Origin of the sequence: Neobacillus drentensis, from assembly GCF_036965645.1 — a bacterium.
GTDB lineage: Bacteria > Bacillota > Bacilli > Bacillales > Cytobacillaceae > Neobacillus > Neobacillus drentensis_D.
Map to the genome: position 1 here is coordinate 12,422 of NZ_JBALPZ010000095.1, position 21,574 is coordinate 33,995.

Genomic DNA, 21,574 nt, shown 5'->3' on the forward strand with positions numbered 1-21,574 from the left:
TTACAACTGAATCGTCCAATATCGTTCCTTTCTATATGGATCTAGCAGCACATCCTTCAGACCTGGCTGGTCGGCTAAACTTTGCTCGAGTTTCTGGATTATGAATTCTGTTTGAGAACGATGGGCACGAAGCGCGTCTAATTTCACATTTAGAACCTCCGATACATCTATCACAAGGTCCGCGCAGCCTAAGATGTCCTCACAATTTTTTGAAAATGCCGATGCACGAACGATTGGTCGCTCCTGTTTAGGGAGACGAGAGATGGCTAGTATAACAGCTTCTGCCAATGCATCGTGGTCCGGGTGGACTGCATAATTCGGATAATAGGAATAAACTAACTCAGGTCTCACTTCCTTTACTATCGCTTCCACTCGTCCGGCTAATTCTTCCGGATCTTCAAATTGAAGCGTTTTGTCAAGCATACGCCACATTCGTAAATCCCGAATTCCGATCACATCACAAGCATCTTTCAATTCTTTTTCTCGAATTTCCCAAAGAGTTTCCCGATTAGCGAAAAAAGGTTTTCCCATTCTTCGTCCCATCTGACCCGATGTGGCACATACCAAAGTAATCTCAGCGCCCTCCATTGCGTGAATCGCGAGGCTACCCGCTTTTCCAAATGATTCATCGTCAGGGTGCGGGTAAATGGCAAGAATTTTCTTATACACTATTATCCCCCTACTCTTTTATTATTGGATTGAAAATGGTCGTAGGCTTAGCTCCAAGGCAATGTTGATCCTGCCTTCATGGTCATAGCCGCCAAGCAAAAGCTGGTCTTGCCCGTTCATTTCATAATCCGTTAAGCCCTCTGCATAGACCCAGCCCTCCTCCATCTTTAGCCCGACACGATATGGTCCGGGACCTACAATTATTCCACGGCTGTAACGGATGCGCCCGTTTCGGATAAATGCACATACGGACATTTGCTGGTCATCCGCAAGAGAGGCGTAAGAACCATTTGAGGTTTCAAGGTGATAATAAAGATCTTGATTTAGAAATTGATTTAAATACTGTTGGACCTGCTCAAGGTCAATCGATTTCATCTGATCACCTCCTTTATTTTCTAGGGCACGGGTTTTCCTCCCCATGGGCAAAGAATATGCCCTCATCACAATCCTTCTTAAAATCCTCTTATGGTGAATGAAAAAGATTAATTACTAGTAAACTTTGAAAATATATAGGAGAAGGAAAGTTTGCTAGCTTTTGTTTATTTGGGTTTCCAGACTTTTTCTTTATAAAAATCAGAAAAGCATGAACATTGTATGTTCATGCCTTCGGTTGTCCGGGAGACATTTAATATTTTATTATTCCTATAGGATTGATTGGATTATAACAATAATTTCCTTTACCTTCAATATTTTACCAAAATTTTACTGATTAAAGTTTTCTATCATTACCACTAGAAATTTTTATTAAATATTTATTGCCCCCAGATTCTCAATTCCTGCATTTATTTGCTTGATAATCTTTTTTGTATTTGATGAAATCACTAGAAATAGTATTCGGACAGATCTTACAGGATCGACAGTGATAGCCCGAATACCTTGCTATTTGCAGGAGCATTACATTTTTAATGATTGATTCCTTCCCTCACTGCATCCACTTCCACTTGCCTCTTCAAGCTATTTTTTAAAGCAAACAGCAGGAATAACACACCTCCAAAAGCAGGGACAAAAAAAGTTGGAATATGGGTTAAGAGGAAGCCAGAGGTCACCATCGCAACGGGAAGAAGAACCTTCCCTATACTAATACCAATACTCAGCACCCTGCCCCTGTACTCATCTGGTATCTCCTTTTGCAACAAATAAGAAAATGGGATATCAATCAGCGCCACTGCGGCACCGAAAAAGAACATCACGATACTGTAAAAAACAACTAAGTAAATTTCCTTGAAGCCTCCCACCATCACAGGAATGCTGGTGACCATCATAAGAACCGCAAAAGTTACATTTATATATCGAAGCAGAGTGGGATAATCAAACTTATTGGTGATTTTACTTACCAGCAGAGCCCCTAGAATCATCCCCACCGGAAAGGCCCCTTCTATGATGCCGAACTCCTTAGCACCCAATTGGAAAATCGTATTAATGATATAAGGGATGGGAACCATCACTGCAAAGCCGAGAAAAAAGTTCAAGGAAATTAACTGGATAAACAAATCCAGGATCTTTCTCCTTGCGACTAAATAATGAAACCCTTCCTTGATCTCGTTCATAAAAAAAATTTTCGCTTGGCCACCCTGTGACGGACGTTGGCCCGACCTAAACTGAATAAATAAAATGGAAACACCTGAAAGGATAAAGGAAATCCCGTTCATGAGAATAAATACCCTGATATCAAAAACTGCAAATACAATCCCCCCTAACATCGGCCCCATGATCGAAGATACCGAATCAATGACTTTACTAAGGGAATTAAGGTTCAGCAGCTTTTTCTCTGTGACAATGTTCGGTTTTGCTGACTCCATTCCGACGCCAAAAAAGGTGCTAAACACGGTCATCAGTAAGGTAGCCGTATAGATGAGGATTAGGTTTAACCCCCACATGGTACTTATCACATAAACGAACACGAATAGCAGTCCATTTAACAAATCCATGGAGACGATGAGTCTTTTTTTATTGAATTTATCCGCGATTACGCCCGCAAACGGATTGATGATTACCATTGGAATAATCCCTAAAATCAAAGCAGCCGCGAAACTTAACGCCGAGCCCGTCAATTTTAATACATACAGACTTATCGCAAATTGGTAAATGGCCGTTCCAAATACGGAGATGGTCTTCCCCGCCGCATAAAGATACAGATTTTTCCGTTCTACTTGTTCGTTTCTATTCATGAATCAACACCCTCTTTATCAACTTATAAATAAAGTTTAAAGGGTGGGGTGAACGCAACCTCAAGCAGCCATTTTCATTATTTTTAGAGGTAAAAAAATAAAAAGATAGGGTTAACCCTACCTTTTTCCAAAAAATGAATACGAATAGATTTTTTCTCCAGGCACAAAGAAGTCCTCGAACCTTCCCCCTTTATCGACCGGTTCTGAAATCCTCTCATCAAGCGCTTTATACTTTAAATCGCCGATGTTTTTCTTAATGGTATGGATGGTGAAGTTATTTCTGTATCTAGCCTCAATTTTACTCTTCGGACTAAAGTTTTTAAAAATTAAGTAGGACCCTAATAAATATCCATCCGGTTTCACAAGTGAATCCACTTTATCAAGCAAAAACGCCTCATGCTCAAAGCTGTAATTACTTGTACCCGTGTGGTCCACTACCAGATCCACCGTATGACTCGGCAAGGGTATTTCTAAGAAGTCTGCACAAATAAACAATATGTTTCTTTTCAAACCGGTCTTTTCAAGTAAGTTTTTTAAAAATAAATGCCGTTCAATGCTGTGATCCACCGCCACATAAAGGCAGTCCTCCGGTAAATCTTGATAGCTATTGCGAAGAAAAAATCCGGTTCCTGAACCTAATTCGAGCATGACCTTTTGGGATAAATGGACTTGACCCAGCTTTCTCTTTAACCAATGCAGCCCAATATTCATATTTTCCAAATAGACTGGATCGGTGTCCTGAATATATTCAGGGATGGTATTTATGAGTGGTGTCACCGGCTTTATACCCATCCCCACTTTTACTATTCCAGATTCAATCGGATACTCTTCCCCACACTCACAAGAAAGTTTCCCCTCGATAATCTGATTTCTAGAAATGACACCATCTTGAAGACTGAGGTGCCCGGCACATTTCACACATCTCAGCATAGCTAGTACTGCCAAATCAACCCCCAGCACACAACTTGCCTCTAGGGAACTCGCGGATAATTGCGCTGCTTTCTGTTTCAGTCTCTCTCTCGCTTCGACCAGCGTTTTGATTTCGTGGTCTACCTCCTCATATTTTTTTAAAAAAATAGATTGATAATAGGCATCCACTTCATAGTCCGTCAGTTTTGCAAAGTTTTTATAGTGAAAAATCATTCTCATTTCATTTAAACGAAAGCCCATCTTTTTTAATTCTAAAATAAGGTCTAGGTCCCTTTGACAACGTTCATCGAAATCATATTGTCCGCCTCGTTTTTCCGGGATGATTAAACCTAGATCCATATAGTGTCTAATCGTGTCGATACTTACATCATTTACTCTTCCAAATTTCCCGATCCTCATCTGTCATCACCAATACTACTTATTCTTTATCCAACATGAAAATTCCTACCGTTCATATTCAGTTCATAATCCTGTTATATTCTTTAACAGAATTAGAACTGAAAGGAGCAGTCAAACACATGGAATCGATTATTCATGTAGACAATTTAGTAAAACAATACAAAAAGGCCAAACAGCCCTCTGTTAATCATATTAGCTTTGATGTGAAACCCGGTGAATTCTTTGCCTTTCTAGGGCCAAACGGGGCTGGGAAAACGACGACGATTTCCATCTTAACCACGACCTTATCGATGACAAGCGGAACGGTCAAGATTGCCGGCTATGATTTGGAGAAGGAGGCGAAAAAGGTCCGCGAGAACATCGGGATTATCTTTCAAAATCCCAGTCTTGATCTTGATTTATCCGCTGAGGAAAATATCCGCCTGCACGTCAGTACGTACGGCTTATATCCCTATCGCCCGCTCTACAGCCTGATGCCAAAGGCTTATAAGGACCGGATTGAGGAGCTAGCCGAAATTGTCGGGATTCGCGATACTATGTTCAAAAAGCTGAAGACCTTTTCCGGCGGGATGAAGCGGAAGCTCGAAATCATTCGCAGCTTAATGCACAACCCGAAAATTCTCTTTTTAGATGAACCGACACAGGGACTTGATCCATCGAGTCGTCTGTCACTTTGGCAGTACTTGCAAAAGGTGCGGAAAGAAGAGAATATCACGATTTTCTTAACAACCCATTATTTAGACGAAGCGGAAGAGGCGGACCGGATTTGTATCCTTAATCAAGGGGAAATTTTAATGCTGGGTACACCCGCGGAAATGAAGAATCGCTTGCTGAAGGATAAAACCATGCGAATCGATGCAAACGACCGGCCGGCACTGCAAGAAGAGCTTGAGAGGATGGATGTTTGGTACACCGAAGAAGATCACTATTTGAATGTGTCCTATCAAGAGCAGACACCACAAGCCATCCTTAGCCAGATTAAGACACCTTTAACCATGCTCGATGTTCAGCAGCCCACCTTGGAGGCCGCTTATGTGGATCTTTTAAAACAAACAGGAAGGACGGAAGACAAATGATGTCAACACTACACAGGGAAATCAACGCGGTTACTGCCATCGCAGGGCGGCAGCTCGCACTCGTTATAAAAAGTCCCGTTTATATTATTGTCAGCCTCCTCTTCCCGATTATGTTCATTGGGATACTTGGAGAAAGTATGGCGCAAAATTTAGCTGGCGGGCTTGGGTTTAATTTTTTACAATTCATGCTGATTGGGATGATCGTCAATTCCATGTTTCAGTCCTCTGTCACGGGTATGAGCCAGCTTGTTGAAGAGCGGAAGACCAATTTTACGCAGGAACTTTTCGTCTCGCCGATTTCTCGGTATTCTATTATTGTTGGTAAAATTATCGGCTCCAGTTTTACAAATATTATTATGTTGTTTGGCATTATGGTAGTGGCCCTTATCTTACAGATTCCACTTGGCGGCATGTCCATTGTCTGGCTGCTGCTTGTCTCACCATTGTTCAGTTTAGTAGGGGCGGCCCTTGGTATCTTTTTCATCAGCTTTGTGACCGATAGTAAAGTGGCGGACTTTGGCTCGATGCTGCTGATTATGCCGCAAATGTTTTTGTCTGGGGCGTTGATACCTGTTAACCATTCGACAGGCATCCTCAATTTTCTTGCTCATATTATGCCGATGACTTATTGTGTCGATCTTGCCCGTGCTGTTTTTTATGCCGGCGATCCTGCCTATGACCGCATTGTTATGTTTAACCCTGCCCTTGATTTGATTGTGATGGCTGGTTTCTTCTTTATTTTTTCTATCATTGGAACCATCGTCTTTGCCCGGGCTGAGCAAAACAGGTAAGCTGTGTCAGCAGCGACCGCCTATTTTTATTTTTTAAAAAAGGAAGGATAATCCATGGTCAAGATTTTAATCGTAGACGACGATCCACATATTCGCGAACTCATCCGGGTCCTTCTTTCTCAAGAGGGGCTAGCGGTTGTTGAAGCAACGGATGGAACGGCTGCCCTAGAGGTTCTAGAGTCAGAAAAAATCGATTTAATCATTCTGGATATTATGATGCCAAATATGGACGGCTGGACATTTTGCCGCGAAGTACGGACCTATTATTCGGAGACCCTCCCCATTCTCATGCTGACGGCTAAAGGAGACATCAGCCAAAAGGTTAAGGGCTTTGAGCTTGGGACGGATGATTATCTGGTCAAGCCCTTTGCTGCCGCTGAATTATCCGCTCGGATCAAGGCCTTGCTCAAACGTTCGCAGATCTCGATTTCCAATCAAGTTGAAATCGGTGGGGTTGTCATTGATCGGTCTTCTTATACGGTATACGATGGTCATAACCGTATGACTCTGCCGCTCAAGGAATTCGAGCTTCTATTCAAACTGGCCACCCACCACGGAAAAACGTTTTCCAGGGAGCAATTGATTGAAGATATTTGGGGCTTTGATTATGAGGGGGATGAGCGGACCGTCGACGTCCATATTAAGAGACTCCGCCAGCGATTTTCCCAGCTGGACTGCCCTTTTAAAATTACGACCATCCGAGGTCTCGGCTATCGACTGGAGGCCGCAAAATGAGGCTATCTGATAAGATGAAGCGCACCCTCTGGAGCCTGATGGTGATCCTTGCCCTGCTTCTATGCTGGTCCTTAGCCTATGCATTCACTGATTGGTTTTACGATTTCATCCAGCAAATGCCCAGCGCCTTTGTCCGTCAACTGATCAATTCGCTAACAGGTTTCGTTCTATTTGGTTTTATCATGTTTACGATTTCCAAACTGTGGAATATTGAGGAACGGCAATATAGTTTCCTGCTTCCGATTATTGATGCCATGAAAATGATGGCGAAAGGAAATTTTAAAATTGATCTTTCCTTTTATCATCAACATGTCGATTCGCCTAAGCATCCCTATTATAAAATTATCCAAAGTATTAAGCATGCAGCGGAACAGCTTAGCGAGATGGAACAAATGCGTCAGGAGTTTATTTCGAACGTCTCCCATGAAATCCAATCGCCGCTCACTTCCATTAGTGGATTTGCCCATGCCTTAAAGAATCATCAGCTCACAGCTGAAGAACGCAGCCATTATCTTGAAATTATTGAAACCGAATGTCTGCGTTTATCCAAATTAAGCGAAAATCTGCTTAAACTAACGTCCCTAGAATCGGAGCACCCTCCCTTTGAAAAGAAAAGCTACCGATTAGACCATCAACTCCGCCGGGTCATCTTAGCCTGTGAACCACAATGGCTTGAGAAGGAAATTGAAATGGACGTTGCTCTTAAAAGCGTAACGATTATGGCCGATGAAGAATTAATGGATCAAGTTTGGACGAATTTGATTCATAACAGCATTAAATTCACGCCTGAAAAAGGTACCATTTCAGTTGAGCTATTGGAGCCAGATGGAGAGCATGTCTCGATCAGAATCACTGATACAGGAATCGGCATGGACAAAGAAACACAAATGCATCTATTTGAACGATTTTACAAAGGGGATAAATCCCGTCATCGTGCCTCTGGCGGCAGTGGCCTGGGCCTTTCGATTGTCAAAAAAATTATCGAACTCCATGAAGGTGTGATCACGGTTCATAGTGAGCTTGGACAAGGCACTGAGATGACCATCACATTACCCAGAAAGGTGACAGACTAAGTGCTGTCACCTTTTATCATTTGATTGATACGTTTGTCAGGTTTAGTGGTGTTTTGTAAATATTCAGCTTGTTTTTATGAGTATAGTTAGGAAAAAAGTAGAAAATTAGTGGTTTATGCCGTTTATTATCAGAATATTTGTAAAACAAATCATTGAATTTACTATAATCACAGTGTTACCCTTTTTATTGTGGCATCAAGACTTCATACATAAACTACTACTTTTATGGAGGGATTTTATGAGTCAACTAACGGCAGTTCTAAAAGAAAGAGTAGAGAAGTTTTTAAGTGGAAAGAAGAAACTATTTATCAATGGTGAATTCGTTGAAAGTAAATCCCAGAAAACCTTTGATTCATATAATCCAGCAACAGGTGAAGTACTAGCCTGTGTTTTTGAAGCCGGCACAGAAGATATCGATTTAGCTGTCAAAGCTGCCCGTAAAGCATTTGATGAAGGTCCATGGTCAAAAATGAGTGCTGCGAACCGCAGTCGTCTGATGTACAAGCTCGCTGACTTAATGGAAGAGAACAGTGAAGAACTAGCACAATTAGAGACCTTGGACAATGGTAAACCCATCCGCGAAACGACTAACGCCGATATTCCTTTGGCAATTGAGCATATGCGTTACTATGCAGGCTGGTGTACAAAGATTGTGGGGCAGACCATTCCAGTTAATGGTCCATACTTCAACTTTACACGCCATGAGGCTGTTGGAGTGGTCGGCCAAATTATCCCTTGGAACTTCCCTCTTCTCATGGCGATGTGGAAGCTTGGTGCGGCTCTAGCTACTGGTTGTACAATCGTTCTCAAACCAGCAGAACAAACACCATTATCTGCTCTTTATTTAGCAGAATTAATCCAAGAAGCAGGCTTCCCTGCTGGGGTAGTCAACATCGTGCCTGGATTTGGTGAAACGGCAGGCCAGCCGCTTGTCGACCATCCTTTAGTTGATAAAATTGCTTTTACCGGCTCGACTGAAGTTGGAAAAATGATCATGGCCAATGCCTCTAAAACATTAAAGCGAGTTACACTCGAGCTTGGCGGAAAGTCACCAAACATTATCCTTCCTGATGCTGACCTAACCAAGGCGATTCCTGGTGCACTTAACGGTGTGATGTTCAACCAAGGACAGGTTTGCTGTGCCGGTTCCCGCGTGTTTATTCAGAAAAAGCAGTTTGATAATGTGGTAGCTGATATGGCTGCCCATGCGGACAAGATTAAACAAGGTGCCGGAATTCATGCGGATACAGAAATTGGCCCGCTTGTATCCGATGAGCAGCAAAAACGAGTGCTCGGCTATATTGAAAAAGGACTGAATGAAGGTGCACAGCTTGTAACTGGCGGCATGAAGCCTCAGGAGCAAGGTTACTTTGTCTCCCCTACTATCTTTGCTAATGTCCGCGATGACATGACAATTGCCAAGGAAGAAATCTTTGGACCGGTTATTTCTGCCATGCCTTATGATGATTTGGATGAATTAATTAATCGGGCCAATAATAGCGAATATGGCTTGGCAGCAGGTGTATGGACTCGCGATGTGGCGAAAGCTCACTATATTTCTAGTAAACTTCGGGCCGGAACGGTTTGGGTCAACTGCTACAATGCCTTTGATGCCGCTTCCCCGTTTGGTGGATTTAAACAATCTGGCATCGGACGTGAAATGGGCTCCTATGCACTTAATAACTATACAGAAGTGAAGAGCGTTTGGATTTCCATGCAATAACTAAGAAAAGCGAAAGGCGCTTAGACTTCAGCTTGTGACCTCGAGCCGATGGCGCCTGGAGCTGGACAATTCTCGAAGTCCAAACTTATATATTCTTATCTTTTGAAGGAAGAGGGCTGAATCTGTTTCCCCAGATCAGCCCTTTTTCTTTTTTTATTGGCTGTGTTAAAGGTTATTGTTGATTTTGTAACGATGTTGATTGGAGCGGAAGGCGCGGAGACTCCTGCGGGAGTACAGAACTGGGGAGACCCCGCAGGCGCTAAGGCGCCGAGGAGGCTTCCCGGGACGCCCGCGGAAAGCGAAGCGCCTGGAGCGGAAATCAACATCCAAGATTAACACAGCCTTGTTTTAAAAATAAGGTTTAGAGTTGGGAAGCTCGGGTACATAAAGAGTGTAAGTCAAATAGCAATTCCAAATAACACTAGGAGGGATTTTATTATGGCAAACAAAGAAAAAGAAAACAGAGGCAGTATGACAGTGGAGGAAGCAGGCCGTAAAGGCGGAGAAGAGACTGCTCGCACACATGACAAGGAATTTTACCAAGAAATCGGTCGTAAAGGCGGAGAAGCCACTTCTGAAAACCACGACAAAGAATTTTATCAAGAAATCGGACGCAAGGGCGGAGAAGCCACCTCGAAAAACCACGATAGAGAATTTTATGAGGAAATCGGGGAAAAAGGCGGAAAAGCCCGGGCAGAACAACGAGATGATGATTAAGGCTTAGCCATAAAGGGAGAAGAATAGTCTTCTCCCTTTTTTAATAGAAACTACTTCCCCTCCCTACTCTAGTAAATATTCCCCCATGCTTCACTTCTTCTAATAGAATCAGCCCCTTTCGCATTATGACAAATTCGACTTTTTTATTAACAATGATTTAATTTTCTGAGAAAAATCCCTCTGTTTCTCCATAAAAATGGTAGAATAATCTGGTAATCTGTTTTCATAAGTAGAAATGCAGGAGTTGGATTCTAAAAATGAATTCTACATTAATTGATTTCCATAAAAAACGTTTTGAGTGGGCCTTAAAGGCGAAAGAGGAATTCCTCACCCATTTCACTCCATATAAGGTTGAAGGACTTTCCGACTCAATCGAAGATCTTTTGCATATTTTGCAAACGGACCTTGAAAACCCAAATGAGCCTTCTTCAGGCCGCCTCAGCCAATTTTATCAAGAAGCGGACGAAGAAATGAGCCTGAAGCTGAAAAACTATGAAAAACAAATCGAACCGTACGAGTTGTTAATCACCAAACAATCATCCATGATTGACCATAAAAAAGAAGAAGCCCAAATCCAAGCGGACGGATTTGCCATTGAAATCGATGACTATGACCGATTCCTTAAACAAATTGAGCTTAAAAATTCGGAACCCGACCATATTCGGGTATTGGTCGAGGATACGATTGAGTATACTCCCCATGATCGAAAAGCGAGCAATATCAACGAAGATGTATCTAGATTGCAGATAGCGGTGGAAAGAGATTTAGGGACTTCCATTCTTATACTCAAACAGGAAGCTCATTTTTTTAAAATAGAGCTAGCCACTCCTTTAGAGCTTCCCTTCGTCCCTCCGATAGCAGCCATCGAGCAAAAAATCGACACCTTCTGGTTTAAGAACACTTATGATAAGGCCCTAGCCAAAATGCGCTCCCAAGCACATGACTGGGTTACGGAAATGTATCAAAATTATAATCGTTTATTAACATCGATTTTATATGAAATAACAGCGCAAAGAGAGCAGGTCCTTAAAGAGGCCGAGGCATCGAAGCTTGCGTACAGACAGAAAATAAACATACTAGAGAATCAACTCGTTACTTTTCAAAAGGAAGAAGCGGAGCTCAAGGCCCGTTATCAAAGAGACAGCCAGGCGTGGGATCAATTTCGTGAGCATGTCTCTCAATTGCAGGGCTATTTAATCAAGTATTGGCTGGAGTTTAAGGAAGAACTGCAGCAGGATTTCCTTTACGGAAACGCAGAAAGCCGCTTTCTTGCGGCACACTATTTGCAGCTTTTGCGGCAAGACGGTGAGAAGATGATTGAACCTTTAATCAGTGGAGGCGATGAATAGATGGTACAAACGAATCTTCCTACAAAAAATGAATATGAACAGGCAGTGAATGAATTAAAGAAGCTGAACGAGGACATCTTCTACGGCGATTTTAAAGAAAAAATGAGCTCATTGGAAGGCAGAAACAAGGTGCTCTTGGAAAAGGCCGTCACTACAGTGGATACCGTGTCAAACGAAATTGCGGAATTCACGCGAGAGCTAACGGTTTCCGCCGAAAACAATCGAAAGTTTTTGGAGCAAAACGAGTCGTTCTTCACGCTTACAAAAGATGACTTAGCGAAAACACAAGAAAAATTGGCGACCCATGTCACTGCCCTGTTGGCAATGGATAACCGATTGCAGCAGCTGCAGCAATCGTACAAAGAAATGTTCCACAAACATTCTGAGTCCATCAATAGCATTCTGGTGGTGCGTGAAGAAGCGCTGATTAACAAAGTTATCTATCAACTGGAGTCCCTCACCCAAAAACAGCTGGCGGAACTTGAGTTTCACAAGGCGGAAATAGAACAATTGCGCGAACAGATCGAGTCGGTGAGCAAACACCATCAAGAGGCACTCCATACCCTCTCCGAGCAGATGACGAGCAAACAAGACTTGGCAAAGCTGGAGAAAAGAAGCGCGAATAAGATGAACCTTCTATTGGCGGTAGTCGTAGTGGAAGCCATCTTAATAGGCATCAAGTTTTTTATATAAATAACAAGGGGCTGTCCAATATTGGACGGCCCTTTTTTTGGTGGAGATTTGTTAATATAATAGATTTTTTGTTCATATCTGCTGATTTTTTGTTAATAAAATCAAATTTTTGTTCATATATATCTATTTTTTGTTCATATCCTCTCCCCCGCCGCCGAACAGGTTTCATTCACCCTCATAAAGGGTACGTTACTATGGAGTCTTAGAAAAGGAGTGGATTGCTATGAGCAAAAAAATTGCTGTGGTAGTAACAGATCATTTCGAGGATTCCGAATACAGTGAGCCGGTACAGGCCTTCAAAGAAAAGGGTCATGAAATCACTGCCATCGAAATGGAAAAAGGTAAAACCGTGAAAGGGAAACAAGGAGAAAGTGAAGTGATCATCGATCAAAGTATTGATGACGTCTCCCCTGAGGACTTTGATGCCCTATTCATTCCAGGCGGCTTTTCACCGGATATCCTCCGGGCAGACGAGCGGTTTGTCCAATTCGCCAAAGCCTTTATGGATGCCAAAAAACCAGTACTCGCGATTTGCCACGGCCCTCAGCTGCTCATCACGGCTGAAGCGCTTGATGGGCGTGATGTAACGGGTTATAAATCCATTCATGTGGATTTAAAGAATGCCGGCGCTAATCTGCATGACAAAGAAGTTGTCGTTTGCCAGAATCAACTGGTCACCAGCAGGCAGCCGGACGATATACCCGCCTTTGTCCAGGAATCGTTAAGAATATTAGGATAGGAACAAAAGCGCAAGCGCCTTGAACAGGGAAAAAAGAAGTTCATTTTTTCCTAGCCCCGACAAGCATAAGACGCTCAGGGAAAGAAGGCGTTCTTTGCCTTCATTCCCTGAGTGGCTGTAGACCATCGAGGGGCTAGGCGCTGGAGCTGGACGTCGACAGTCTTTTTATTAACAGTTATCCCCAAGCGAAAATTTTTTAACTTCCCAGACGACAAAAAGGCAGAAGGAATTTCCTTCTGCCTAGCCATTTATCTTGAATGTTTCCTGATGATCTAACTCTATCATCGTCATTCTTTTATTGCCCTTCGGAATGGCACGCCGAATGAATGGAATTACCCAGCGGTCAAGACCGATTTTCCCCGCATTAAAACCTGCAAAAAGAATGATCCCTCCAAATAAGATATCCATCGGGTTGGAAGAAATGGCCCCAGCGAACAAATAGGAGAAATTCATCAATAGACCAAAAAACATAGCCGCAGTGGTTAAGCAGCCTAAGAGTAAACCTAATCCAACTAAGAACTCCCCTGCAGGAATCACTGTATTAAAGACGTGGACGTTAGGCAAGGCAACCTGTTTTAAAAAATCAACATACCACCCAAACACAACCGTTCCGTCCGGCCCTTTTACAGGGTTTGCGATGGCTCCTTTCAGGAATCCCGAAGCGTCAAACTCCCCGCCTGCCAACTTGCCCCAACCGGCCGCGAGCCAATTATACCCAAGATATAAACGAAGAACTGTTAATATACCAGAAGCAATCTTGTTATGTCTTAACCAATCTACTACCATTTTTGCAGCCTCCCCTAGGAAAATTCGTTGTATGTACGGTTTTACCATAACAAATTTCTTTTTCCGTGCGGGAAATTTCGTCACAACTTAACATTCTCTTAAAACTATTTAAAATAATGTCATTCATTAGATATTTCGTTACACTATTGCAATGGAAAGGACGACCTATATATTTTTTTATATATGCTTAATGATTTGTTCATAGTTTGTTCATCTATGGGGTGTAAGATAAACGTATGAAATTGATTTTACCTCTTTTTCATAAATGACCCCCTTTTAATATATTTTTGGATCCAGCTGACCCGTCAGCTGGATATTTTTTTTTGTTTATGTCTTCTTACATATTTGTTATAATTACCCCCGGCATAAGTTAAATAAATGAACTTGATGCGGGTGGGAGAGGGAAATCGCGAAAGTGTGATAATAACAATGAAAGGGGTATTTAAACTTAAGCAGCATGAAACCAATATTAGAAAGGAGGTTATAGCAGGGTTAACCTCATTTTTTTCGATCGTCTATATTCTTGCCGTCAACGGAAAGATTCTTGAAGATGCAGGAATTCCTTTAGAAGCTGGGATCATTGCAACGGTACTATCATCGTTTATCGGATGTTTACTGGTTGCCTTTATCGCTAATGCACCATTAATTATCGTTCCGGGGATGGGGATTAATGCCTTATTCACGTTTACGATTGTGGGTTCATTAGGGCTTGATTATAAGGAGGCTTTAGGGGCGGTTGTCCTGTCGGGCATCCTTTTTGTACTCGTTGCCTTTACCAAATTACACAGCATCCTAACTAAAGCAATTCCAGATTCCTTAAAAGAATCGATCTCAGTTGGTATTGGCCTATTTATTGCCTTTATTGGACTTCAAAAAAGCGGGATTATTGTTGGGAACCCGACTAATTTTGTTTCCCTTGGTGAGTTATCTTCGCCTGTTGTATTGGCTTCGATTATTAATCTCATCATTGCTTTATTTTTGTTCTTGAAGAAAGTACCGGGTAATTTTTTAATCACCATCATTCTAGGTACGATCGTTTCGTATTTTTTTGGACTGGTTGATTTTAAAGGGATGGACACTAGCTTTATTTCTTTTGAGAGCTATAAGGATGTGTTCCTAAGCAGCCATTTTGGAAAGTGGTCTTTCCTTCCGTTTTGGTCGGCTGTCTTCTCATTGGTGTTAGTGCTCGTCTTTGAAAATATCGGGCTGGTGCATTCGCAAGTGAACGGGATGCTGCAGGCACCGGAAAAGAGCGGGAAATCTTTAAAGGCCATCTCGATTTCCACGATTGTTTGTGGATTGTTTGGCACAAGTCCTGCTGTTTCAACGGTTGAAACAGCGGCGGGGATTACGACGGGCGGCAGAACTGGGTTAACTTCTGTTGTAACAGGTTCACTTCTTCTGTTATCACTATTTTTCATGCCGTTTATTAAACTAGTGCCAGAAACCGCGATCACTCCGATTTTGATTATTATCGGGGGATTGATGATGAAAAATGTAGTAAATATCGATTTCACTGATTTTACTGAAGCATTTCCGGCCTTTCTGGTGATCATCATGATTCCATTAACCTACAGTATTGTGGATGGAATTGCTTTCGGATTTATCGCTTATCCGCTTGTTAAAGTTTTTTCTAATAAATTAAAACAGATTTCACTTTCAAGCATCATCATTTCACTGTTGTTCTTTACCAACTTTCTGCTTCATGCAGTTGGTTAGGAAATGAACGAATAAAAAGAAGACCTCTTACATACCAAGAGGTCTTCTTTTTTACTAGTATTATAAAACTACGCTAACAATCACGGATGATAAAACACTCACCAAAGTTGCTCCATACAATAGCTTTAAGCCAAATCGAGCGACTGTATTCCCCTGCTTTTCGTTTAAGCTTTTTACTGCTCCGGCAATAATTCCGATGGAAGAGAAGTTTGCAAACGAGACAAGGAATACGGAAATAATCCCTAATGTCCGCGGACTAAAGCTAGATTGGATTTTGGTTAAATCCATCATGGCTACAAACTCATTCGTGACAAGCTTCGTTGCCATAATTCCTCCAGCCCGGACGGTTTCTGAAAATGGGACACCCATGATAAAGGCAAGCGGTGAAAAAACATAGCCTAAAATTTCTTGGAATGAAATCCCGAAAATCAGATCAAATACGTTATTAATTCCCGCCATTAACGCCACAAAACCGATTAACATCGCTCCAACAATGATTGCCACTTTAAAACCATCGATAATATATTCCCCTAGCATTTCAAAGAAGCTTTGTTTTTGCACTTCTTGAATCACCAGTATATCCTCACCTGGATCCACCAAATAAGGGTTAATAATCGAGGTTATGATAAATCCGCCAAATAAATTAATTACAAGTGCGGTGACCACATATTTCGGTTCAATCATGGTCATATAAGCTCCGACAATCGACATGGAAACGGTTGACATTGCGGAAGCACACAACGTATATAAACGATTCGCAGGGAGCAGACCCAGCTGTTTCTTCACCGTGATAAATACTTCAGATTGACCAACAATTGCCGAGGCCACGGCGTTATATGATTCTAATTTCCCCATACCGTTCACCTTGCTTAGCAATAAACCAATTGCTTTCATAATGAGGGGAAGAATTTTTAAATACTGAAAAATACCAATTAAGACGGAAATGAACACAATCGGAAGCAGGACCGTTAGAAAGAATGGTGCTTCTCCTTTATTTGCAAGCCCGCCAAACACAAATGATACGCCGCTGGCAGCATACTCTAATAATTTACCAAAAACATCAGCAAACCCTTTGATCAAAACTAATCCAAATGTTGTATTTAATAATAAAGCAGACAAAATGACTTGAATCACGATCATAAGGAAGATCGGCTTCCATTTAATCTGTTTCCGATTATTGCTGGCTAGATAGGCTAGTCCAAAAACTACTAATAATCCAATAATGGCAATGATGTACTTCATCGTTAAGTTCCTCCATGCTGTCTTTCTGGTTTTTTGAATTCGCTTACAATTATAAGTAAAAATTTTTAACAACGATGATTACTATATCAGTAGTAACCAATCTTGTAAAGGCAGATATCACATTTTAGTCATAAGAAATATTTTACAACGCTTGTTTTATCCCATATGATTAATTTAGTGTTTCCAATTTTTTTAAAAGAGGTCAGAATGATGCTTAGAAAGTTTGGATTTTCTCAATATGAAAGCCAGGTATTTGAAGTTCTCGCATCTTCGAGTGAGCCGTTGGATGCCACACTCATTGTGAAATATTCTGGTGTTCCCAAGGCAAAGATTTATGAAGTGCTGACGCGGATGGTTGAAAAAGGTCTCGTATTAGACTCTGTTTCCGAAAAGAAAAAACTCTATAACGCGCTGCCTTTAAATCTAGTGATTGAAAAATTAACCAAGGAATTTGAAGAAAATATAAGTCAATTGAAAAACAATACCCATCAAAACAGCAGGTCTGATGACCGCGTCTGGAGTTTAAAGGTTGATTCCTCCATTCAACTCCAATGTAAACAGCTTCTCCAAGAAGCGGAGCATTCGATTCAAATTTCCGTTTGGAAGGAAGACTTCCAAGAATTTTTACCAATTCTGCTCGATAAAGAACAATCAGGTGTAAAAGTCGAGGCACTTGTTGTGGGTGATGTTCAAGAATCACGCCTTTCCTCCCTGCATATCCTGTCGCCTAATGAAGAACACCGCAGATTAGAGAAAAACCGCCTCATCATTATTGATGAAGAGACGATTTTGTTTGCCGGTGTCGAAAACGATTCATGGCAAGCCATGCTTACAAAATCAAAGGCATTTGTGAAATTTTTTGTCGAGTTCTTCTATCATGATGTTGTGTTAACAAAAGTCACAAAAAAATATGAAGACCAGTTAATGAATGATGAAGAGTTTAAACATCTTCTGTTACGGCTTCGGTATTAAGAAAAGCGCAAGCGCCTTGGTCAGCCCCGATATAGGGCGACTTGTCGACTGGCCAGCGAAAGCTGGGACAAAGACTAGTCACCCTTAATGCGTACAGAAAGCGATAGCTTTCTGTAGCCAAGCATAAGACGAGCCGGCCGAAAGGTTGCTTTTTAACCTTTTGGACAGATTGGCTGTAGACCATCGAGGGGCTAGGCGCTGGAGCTGGACAATTTTCAGAGCAAATTTTATACTCTCTTATCTAATAAGAAAAGGCAGAGGGTGTTCCCCTGCCTTTTATTTAGTTAGCGTTTCTAGAGCAATCACGACCATATCATTAAAGGTGGTTTGCCGCTCTTCAGCTGTAGTATCTTCCCCGGTAAAAATATGATCGCTGACAGTGAGAATGGATAGTGCCGAAGCTCCATACTTGGCTGCTAAGGTGTACAAAGCAGTTGTCTCCATCTCTACAGCTAAGACCCCATAGTCTCCTAGCTTCTTCACGATTTCCATACTGTCACGGTAAAACATGTCAGCCGATAACACATTGCCTGCCTTAATATCCATTCCCATTTGAATACCCTGTTCAAACGCTCTTTTTAACAAGTTAAAATCAGCACATGGTGCATAATCAATCCCTGGAAAATTTAGCCTGTTACTATTTGAATCAGTAGAAGAAGTCATGGCAAGAATGACATCACGTACATGGATATCCTTTTGGATGGCACCACATGAACCGACCCGAATTAAGTTTTTTACACCATAATCACGAATTAATTCATTTACATAAATCGAAATGGACGGAATCCCCATCCCTGTTCCCTGAACGGAAACTCTTTTCCCCTTATACGTTCCTGTAAATCCAAGCATCCCCCGAACTTCATTGTAGCAATGGACCTCTTCTAAAAAAGTCTCAGCGATATACTTCGCACGCAAAGGATCTCCAGGTAATAGAATATTTTCGGCAATTTCACCTTGTTTTGCGTTAATATGAACACTCATTTGCTCATGATTACAGAGATGGCAGCCCCTGTAATCATGTTCACCTCCTTTAAATTTGCTCCGCCTCTCTATTTCTCACATTTCCTCGTGTAATGGAAAAAATGGCACATAGTAAGGCGAAGAAGACAAAAATCCCGCCAATCGAGGCATTATATAGAACGGAATAATGATTAATCACCATACCGCCAATAATAGATCCTAAAGCAATTCCAACATGTAAAGCTGAATTATTTAAACTTTGTTGAATATCGGATGTCTCCGGTGAGGTCTCAATTAAATAGTTTTGCTGTGCAGGCGTAATCGCCCAACTTAACATACTCCACACCATCATCACAATCACGAACAGAATGATAGAAAAAGTTACTTTTGGCAGGATAAACATCACAAGGCAAAAGATCACCACTATGGTCAAGATACTTTTCTTCGAACCCCATTTGTCTGCCATAAAACCGCCAAGCCCTCCGCCAAAGACAGCAGAAATACCAAAGATAAAATAAAAAAAACTCACCCATGCAGCATCTAAATGTAAGGTAGATTTTAGAAATGGCGTCAGATAGGCATACAGCGTTAAATGGCCCGTTAAAAACAAGACCGATGTTAATTGAGCAAACAAAATCTTTGAATTTTTTAACGTTTTTAATTGCTTGCCAAGCGAGATAACCGGTTTGGGTTCAATTTTCCCAAGAAAGAAATAAACCCCAATCATCGAAATAAGTGTAAGGATTGCAATGAACAGGAATGGCGAACGCCAGCCGAAGTGATTCCCTACGATAAGTCCCGCCGGTACCCCTAATACTAAGGAGCCGCTGATCCCCATAAAAATGACCCCAATCGCTCGTGCACGAAATTCCTCTTTGACAATACTAGATCCAATCGTTACACAGAGGACAACTAATAATGATCCACATGCGGCTGAGATTATCCTTGATAGGAAAAGCACGAGAAAATTGGGACTTAAAAAGGCCACAAGATTCCCCACTAAAAACAGGCTTAATGTAATAAGTGCTAATCGTTTCCTTTCTACCTTTGCGGTCAACGTTAACAAGACGGGAGACGAAATCGCAAAAACAAGTGAATAGATGGTGATTAGTTCTCCAGCTTTACTAACAGAAACGCCTAGGCCGCTCGAAACAATGTCTAAAATTCCGCCGACAATTAATTCCGCCATCCCTACTACAAAAGACACAATGGCTAAAATATATACTCTAAAATTCAACTAATCCAACCTCCCTTTAAAAGATTCGCCAATTGGTTACTACCATAATAGTAACCTCTATTACATTCTTAATGCAAGAACTTTTTTTCGATGACCAAAAAGAAAAACCAGCTGCGTGCAGCCGGTCCGTTTTGATAAAGTTGTTATAGCTGTAAAAAAATTATAGATGGCACTCAAGCCGTTCATCAGTAGGAGTCAATGGCTAAGTTAAAATATAAAAAAAAGCCACTTATATTAGTGACTTTGGTCATTTCTATTCGTTAAATCGCAAATGCACAAACTTTAACATCTTGATTAAATCGACAAGCCGCACCATTAAGCGCGTTCCACTTTCCCACTGCTTGCTGACTGGAATGCCTTTAAAATATGGTTCTGACGATACTATCTTGATGTTCGGCGACCAGTTTTCAAGTATTCTGGGATTGTTAACATAGAAATACATTTTCGCACCCTTGTTTCCTGTTTTTTCAACGGTCCGGTTGGAGATGTTTACGGCAAATTTCGATTCTGCATCAAAGAACAACTCTCCGCGCGGAAAGCGTGATGCCATTTTTGGCAGCATTTCTTTAAGCTGGCCTTCTTGAAAATAGTAGAAAACCCCGGCAGAGATAAAAAGGATGCTATCCTCCTTATTAAAAATCACATCGTCGAACCAGGACACATCGAAAAAGGATTTGGCGATGCAGGTATTCCTCGGTGTGTCTGCGATTAGTGTTTGCCGGAATGCAATCGCATCGGGTAAATCAAGGTTATACCAGTTAATCGTACCATTATCCACTCTTGAAAAAGTCGTATCCAGCCCCGCTCCAATGTTCACAATCGTAGCCCGGGGGTGTTTTTTAATAAACGCCCGGATCGTATCGTCTATTTTTCGAGCACGGACAATATAGCTGATGCCGCCGTATTCCCCAAACGTCTTAGCAATTTCGGTAAAATCGAATTCACAGCCAGCAATGATTTCGATCGCTTCTTTGTCGTACAGTATTTCCGGGTTCTTCTCACTCGCTGTCGCGCGCCCCCAAAGAGGGATGAGCATGGTGGCTTGAACGGATTGTAAGTTTATCTCCATCTAGCGTCCCTCCATTTTTCTCAGCAGAACGTTGACTTTATGCATGGCGTATTGGAGATCGAGTTGCTCTTCGCTATCTAATTTGGATAAATCATCGACGAAGTTCTGATAAATTTTTGACCATTTTTCTTGCTGTGTGGTTTTTCCTTCTTCTGTTAACTCGATCACAAATGACCGTTTATCATGGTAATTTTGTTTTTTTGTAATATATCCTTGGTCAAATAAACGTCTAAGTAAGTCAGTCATTTGCTGTTTGGGGACATTTAGGCCTTCGCTTATTTGTTTGATTGCTAACGGTTGCTGGTACATAAATAAATATTCTAGAAGTTGATTCTGTAAATGCGTTAAGCTGCTAGTTTTTTGATTCAATCGTTGAAAACTTTTAAACAAATTAGGGATTAAATCAAGATATTCTTTGCTCACTTGTTGCATGCTCTTAACCTCCTACATATAGTAAATAATTATATACTAATTAGAATATAAATCAACAATTACATACGTATTTAGTAAATATTCATTTACTATAT

20 protein-coding genes and 1 pseudogene are annotated in these 21,574 nt (G+C 41.4%); 11 read left to right on the top strand and 10 right to left on the bottom strand.

The window, feature by feature from the left end; genetic code table 11:
• The 4 genes from bshB2 to V7266_RS18445 form a co-directional block, all read right to left on the bottom strand.
• Positions 1-669 carry a bacillithiol biosynthesis deacetylase BshB2 gene (gene bshB2 / locus V7266_RS18430; RefSeq protein ID WP_335469762.1) on the bottom strand — a complete coding sequence of 223 codons (669 nt, stop codon included), beginning with the start codon at positions 667-669 and terminating at the stop codon, positions 1-3.
• Between the two features lie 21 nt (positions 670-690).
• On the bottom strand, positions 691-1,044 hold the full coding sequence (locus tag V7266_RS18435; protein ID WP_335469764.1) for a YojF family protein: 354 nt from the start codon (positions 1,042-1,044) through the stop codon (positions 691-693).
• A 527-nt stretch (positions 1,045-1,571) separates the two neighbouring features.
• A complete protein-coding gene (locus V7266_RS18440; protein ID WP_335469765.1) occupies positions 1,572-2,837 on the bottom strand; it encodes an MFS transporter in 1,266 nt (421 codons plus the stop codon).
• Between the two features lie 117 nt (positions 2,838-2,954).
• Entirely contained in the window at positions 2,955-4,166 is a 1,212-nt protein-coding gene (locus V7266_RS18445) for a methyltransferase domain-containing protein (protein WP_335469766.1), read from the bottom strand.
• A gap of 119 nt (positions 4,167-4,285) precedes the next feature.
• Between V7266_RS18445 and V7266_RS18450 the strand changes: the two genes are divergently transcribed.
• From V7266_RS18450 to V7266_RS18490, 9 genes and pseudogenes are all read left to right on the top strand, one after another.
• On the top strand, positions 4,286-5,242 hold the full coding sequence (locus V7266_RS18450) for an ABC transporter ATP-binding protein (RefSeq protein WP_335469767.1): 957 nt from the start codon (positions 4,286-4,288) through the stop codon (positions 5,240-5,242).
• Positions 5,239-6,033, top strand: coding sequence for an ABC transporter permease (locus V7266_RS18455; RefSeq protein WP_335469768.1), 795 nt, complete (start codon positions 5,239-5,241; stop codon positions 6,031-6,033). Before V7266_RS18450 ends, V7266_RS18455 begins: the two co-directional genes overlap by 4 nt.
• A gap of 54 nt (positions 6,034-6,087) precedes the next feature.
• Positions 6,088-6,768: a response regulator transcription factor gene (locus V7266_RS18460; RefSeq protein WP_335469769.1), complete on the top strand. Its 681-nt coding sequence runs from the start codon at positions 6,088-6,090 to the stop codon at positions 6,766-6,768.
• The gene (locus V7266_RS18465; protein ID WP_335469770.1) at positions 6,765-7,841 is read left to right on the top strand and encodes a sensor histidine kinase; all 1,077 of its coding nucleotides are present in this window, start codon (positions 6,765-6,767) and stop codon (positions 7,839-7,841) included. The genes V7266_RS18460 and V7266_RS18465 overlap by 4 nt, the downstream gene beginning before the upstream one ends.
• Before the next feature lie 238 nt (positions 7,842-8,079).
• Entirely contained in the window at positions 8,080-9,564 is a 1,485-nt protein-coding gene (locus V7266_RS18470; RefSeq protein WP_335469772.1) for an aldehyde dehydrogenase family protein, read from the top strand.
• Between the two features lie 438 nt (positions 9,565-10,002).
• Positions 10,003-10,278: pseudogene (locus V7266_RS18475) on the top strand (KGG domain-containing protein); the annotation flags it as partial.
• Positions 10,279-10,538: 260 nt separating this feature from the next.
• Positions 10,539-11,630 carry a hypothetical protein gene (locus V7266_RS18480; RefSeq protein WP_335469773.1) on the top strand — a complete coding sequence of 364 codons (1,092 nt, stop codon included), beginning with the start codon at positions 10,539-10,541 and terminating at the stop codon, positions 11,628-11,630.
• The gene (locus V7266_RS18485) at positions 11,631-12,323 is read left to right on the top strand and encodes a hypothetical protein (RefSeq protein WP_335469775.1); all 693 of its coding nucleotides are present in this window, start codon (positions 11,631-11,633) and stop codon (positions 12,321-12,323) included.
• Positions 12,324-12,546: 223 nt separating this feature from the next.
• Positions 12,547-13,062, top strand: coding sequence for a type 1 glutamine amidotransferase domain-containing protein (locus V7266_RS18490; protein WP_335469776.1), 516 nt, complete (start codon positions 12,547-12,549; stop codon positions 13,060-13,062).
• A 240-nt stretch (positions 13,063-13,302) separates the two neighbouring features.
• Here the strand turns inward: V7266_RS18490 and V7266_RS18495 are convergent, their stop codons facing one another.
• Positions 13,303-13,848, bottom strand: a complete 546-nt coding sequence (locus V7266_RS18495; protein ID WP_335469777.1) for a DoxX family membrane protein — start codon at positions 13,846-13,848, stop codon at positions 13,303-13,305.
• 429 nt (positions 13,849-14,277) lie between these two features.
• Here V7266_RS18495 and V7266_RS18500 point away from each other — a divergent pair, with 429 nt between their 5' ends.
• A complete protein-coding gene (locus V7266_RS18500) occupies positions 14,278-15,567 on the top strand; it encodes an NCS2 family permease (protein ID WP_335469779.1) in 1,290 nt (429 codons plus the stop codon).
• Positions 15,568-15,627: 60 nt separating this feature from the next.
• Here the strand turns inward: V7266_RS18500 and V7266_RS18505 are convergent, their stop codons facing one another.
• The gene (locus V7266_RS18505; protein WP_335469780.1) at positions 15,628-16,809 is read right to left on the bottom strand and encodes a NupC/NupG family nucleoside CNT transporter; all 1,182 of its coding nucleotides are present in this window, start codon (positions 16,807-16,809) and stop codon (positions 15,628-15,630) included.
• Positions 16,810-17,019: 210 nt separating this feature from the next.
• On the opposite strand from V7266_RS18505, the gene V7266_RS18510 reads away from it, so the two are divergent.
• Positions 17,020-17,781 carry a TrmB family transcriptional regulator gene (locus V7266_RS18510; RefSeq protein ID WP_335469781.1) on the top strand — a complete coding sequence of 254 codons (762 nt, stop codon included), beginning with the start codon at positions 17,020-17,022 and terminating at the stop codon, positions 17,779-17,781.
• A 276-nt stretch (positions 17,782-18,057) separates the two neighbouring features.
• On the opposite strand, the gene deoD is transcribed toward V7266_RS18510, so the two are convergent.
• The 4 genes from deoD to V7266_RS18530 form a co-directional block, all read right to left on the bottom strand.
• Positions 18,058-18,762 carry a purine-nucleoside phosphorylase gene (deoD, locus tag V7266_RS18515; protein WP_335469783.1) on the bottom strand — a complete coding sequence of 235 codons (705 nt, stop codon included), beginning with the start codon at positions 18,760-18,762 and terminating at the stop codon, positions 18,058-18,060.
• Positions 18,763-18,811: 49 nt separating this feature from the next.
• Entirely contained in the window at positions 18,812-19,978 is a 1,167-nt protein-coding gene (locus tag V7266_RS18520; protein WP_335469785.1) for an MFS transporter, read from the bottom strand.
• A gap of 253 nt (positions 19,979-20,231) precedes the next feature.
• A complete protein-coding gene (locus tag V7266_RS18525; protein ID WP_335469787.1) occupies positions 20,232-21,047 on the bottom strand; it encodes a class I SAM-dependent methyltransferase in 816 nt (271 codons plus the stop codon).
• Complete coding sequence (locus tag V7266_RS18530; RefSeq protein ID WP_335469789.1) at positions 21,048-21,479, bottom strand: MarR family winged helix-turn-helix transcriptional regulator; 432 nt, start codon at positions 21,477-21,479, stop codon at positions 21,048-21,050.
• Positions 21,480-21,574: the final 95 nt, after the last annotated feature.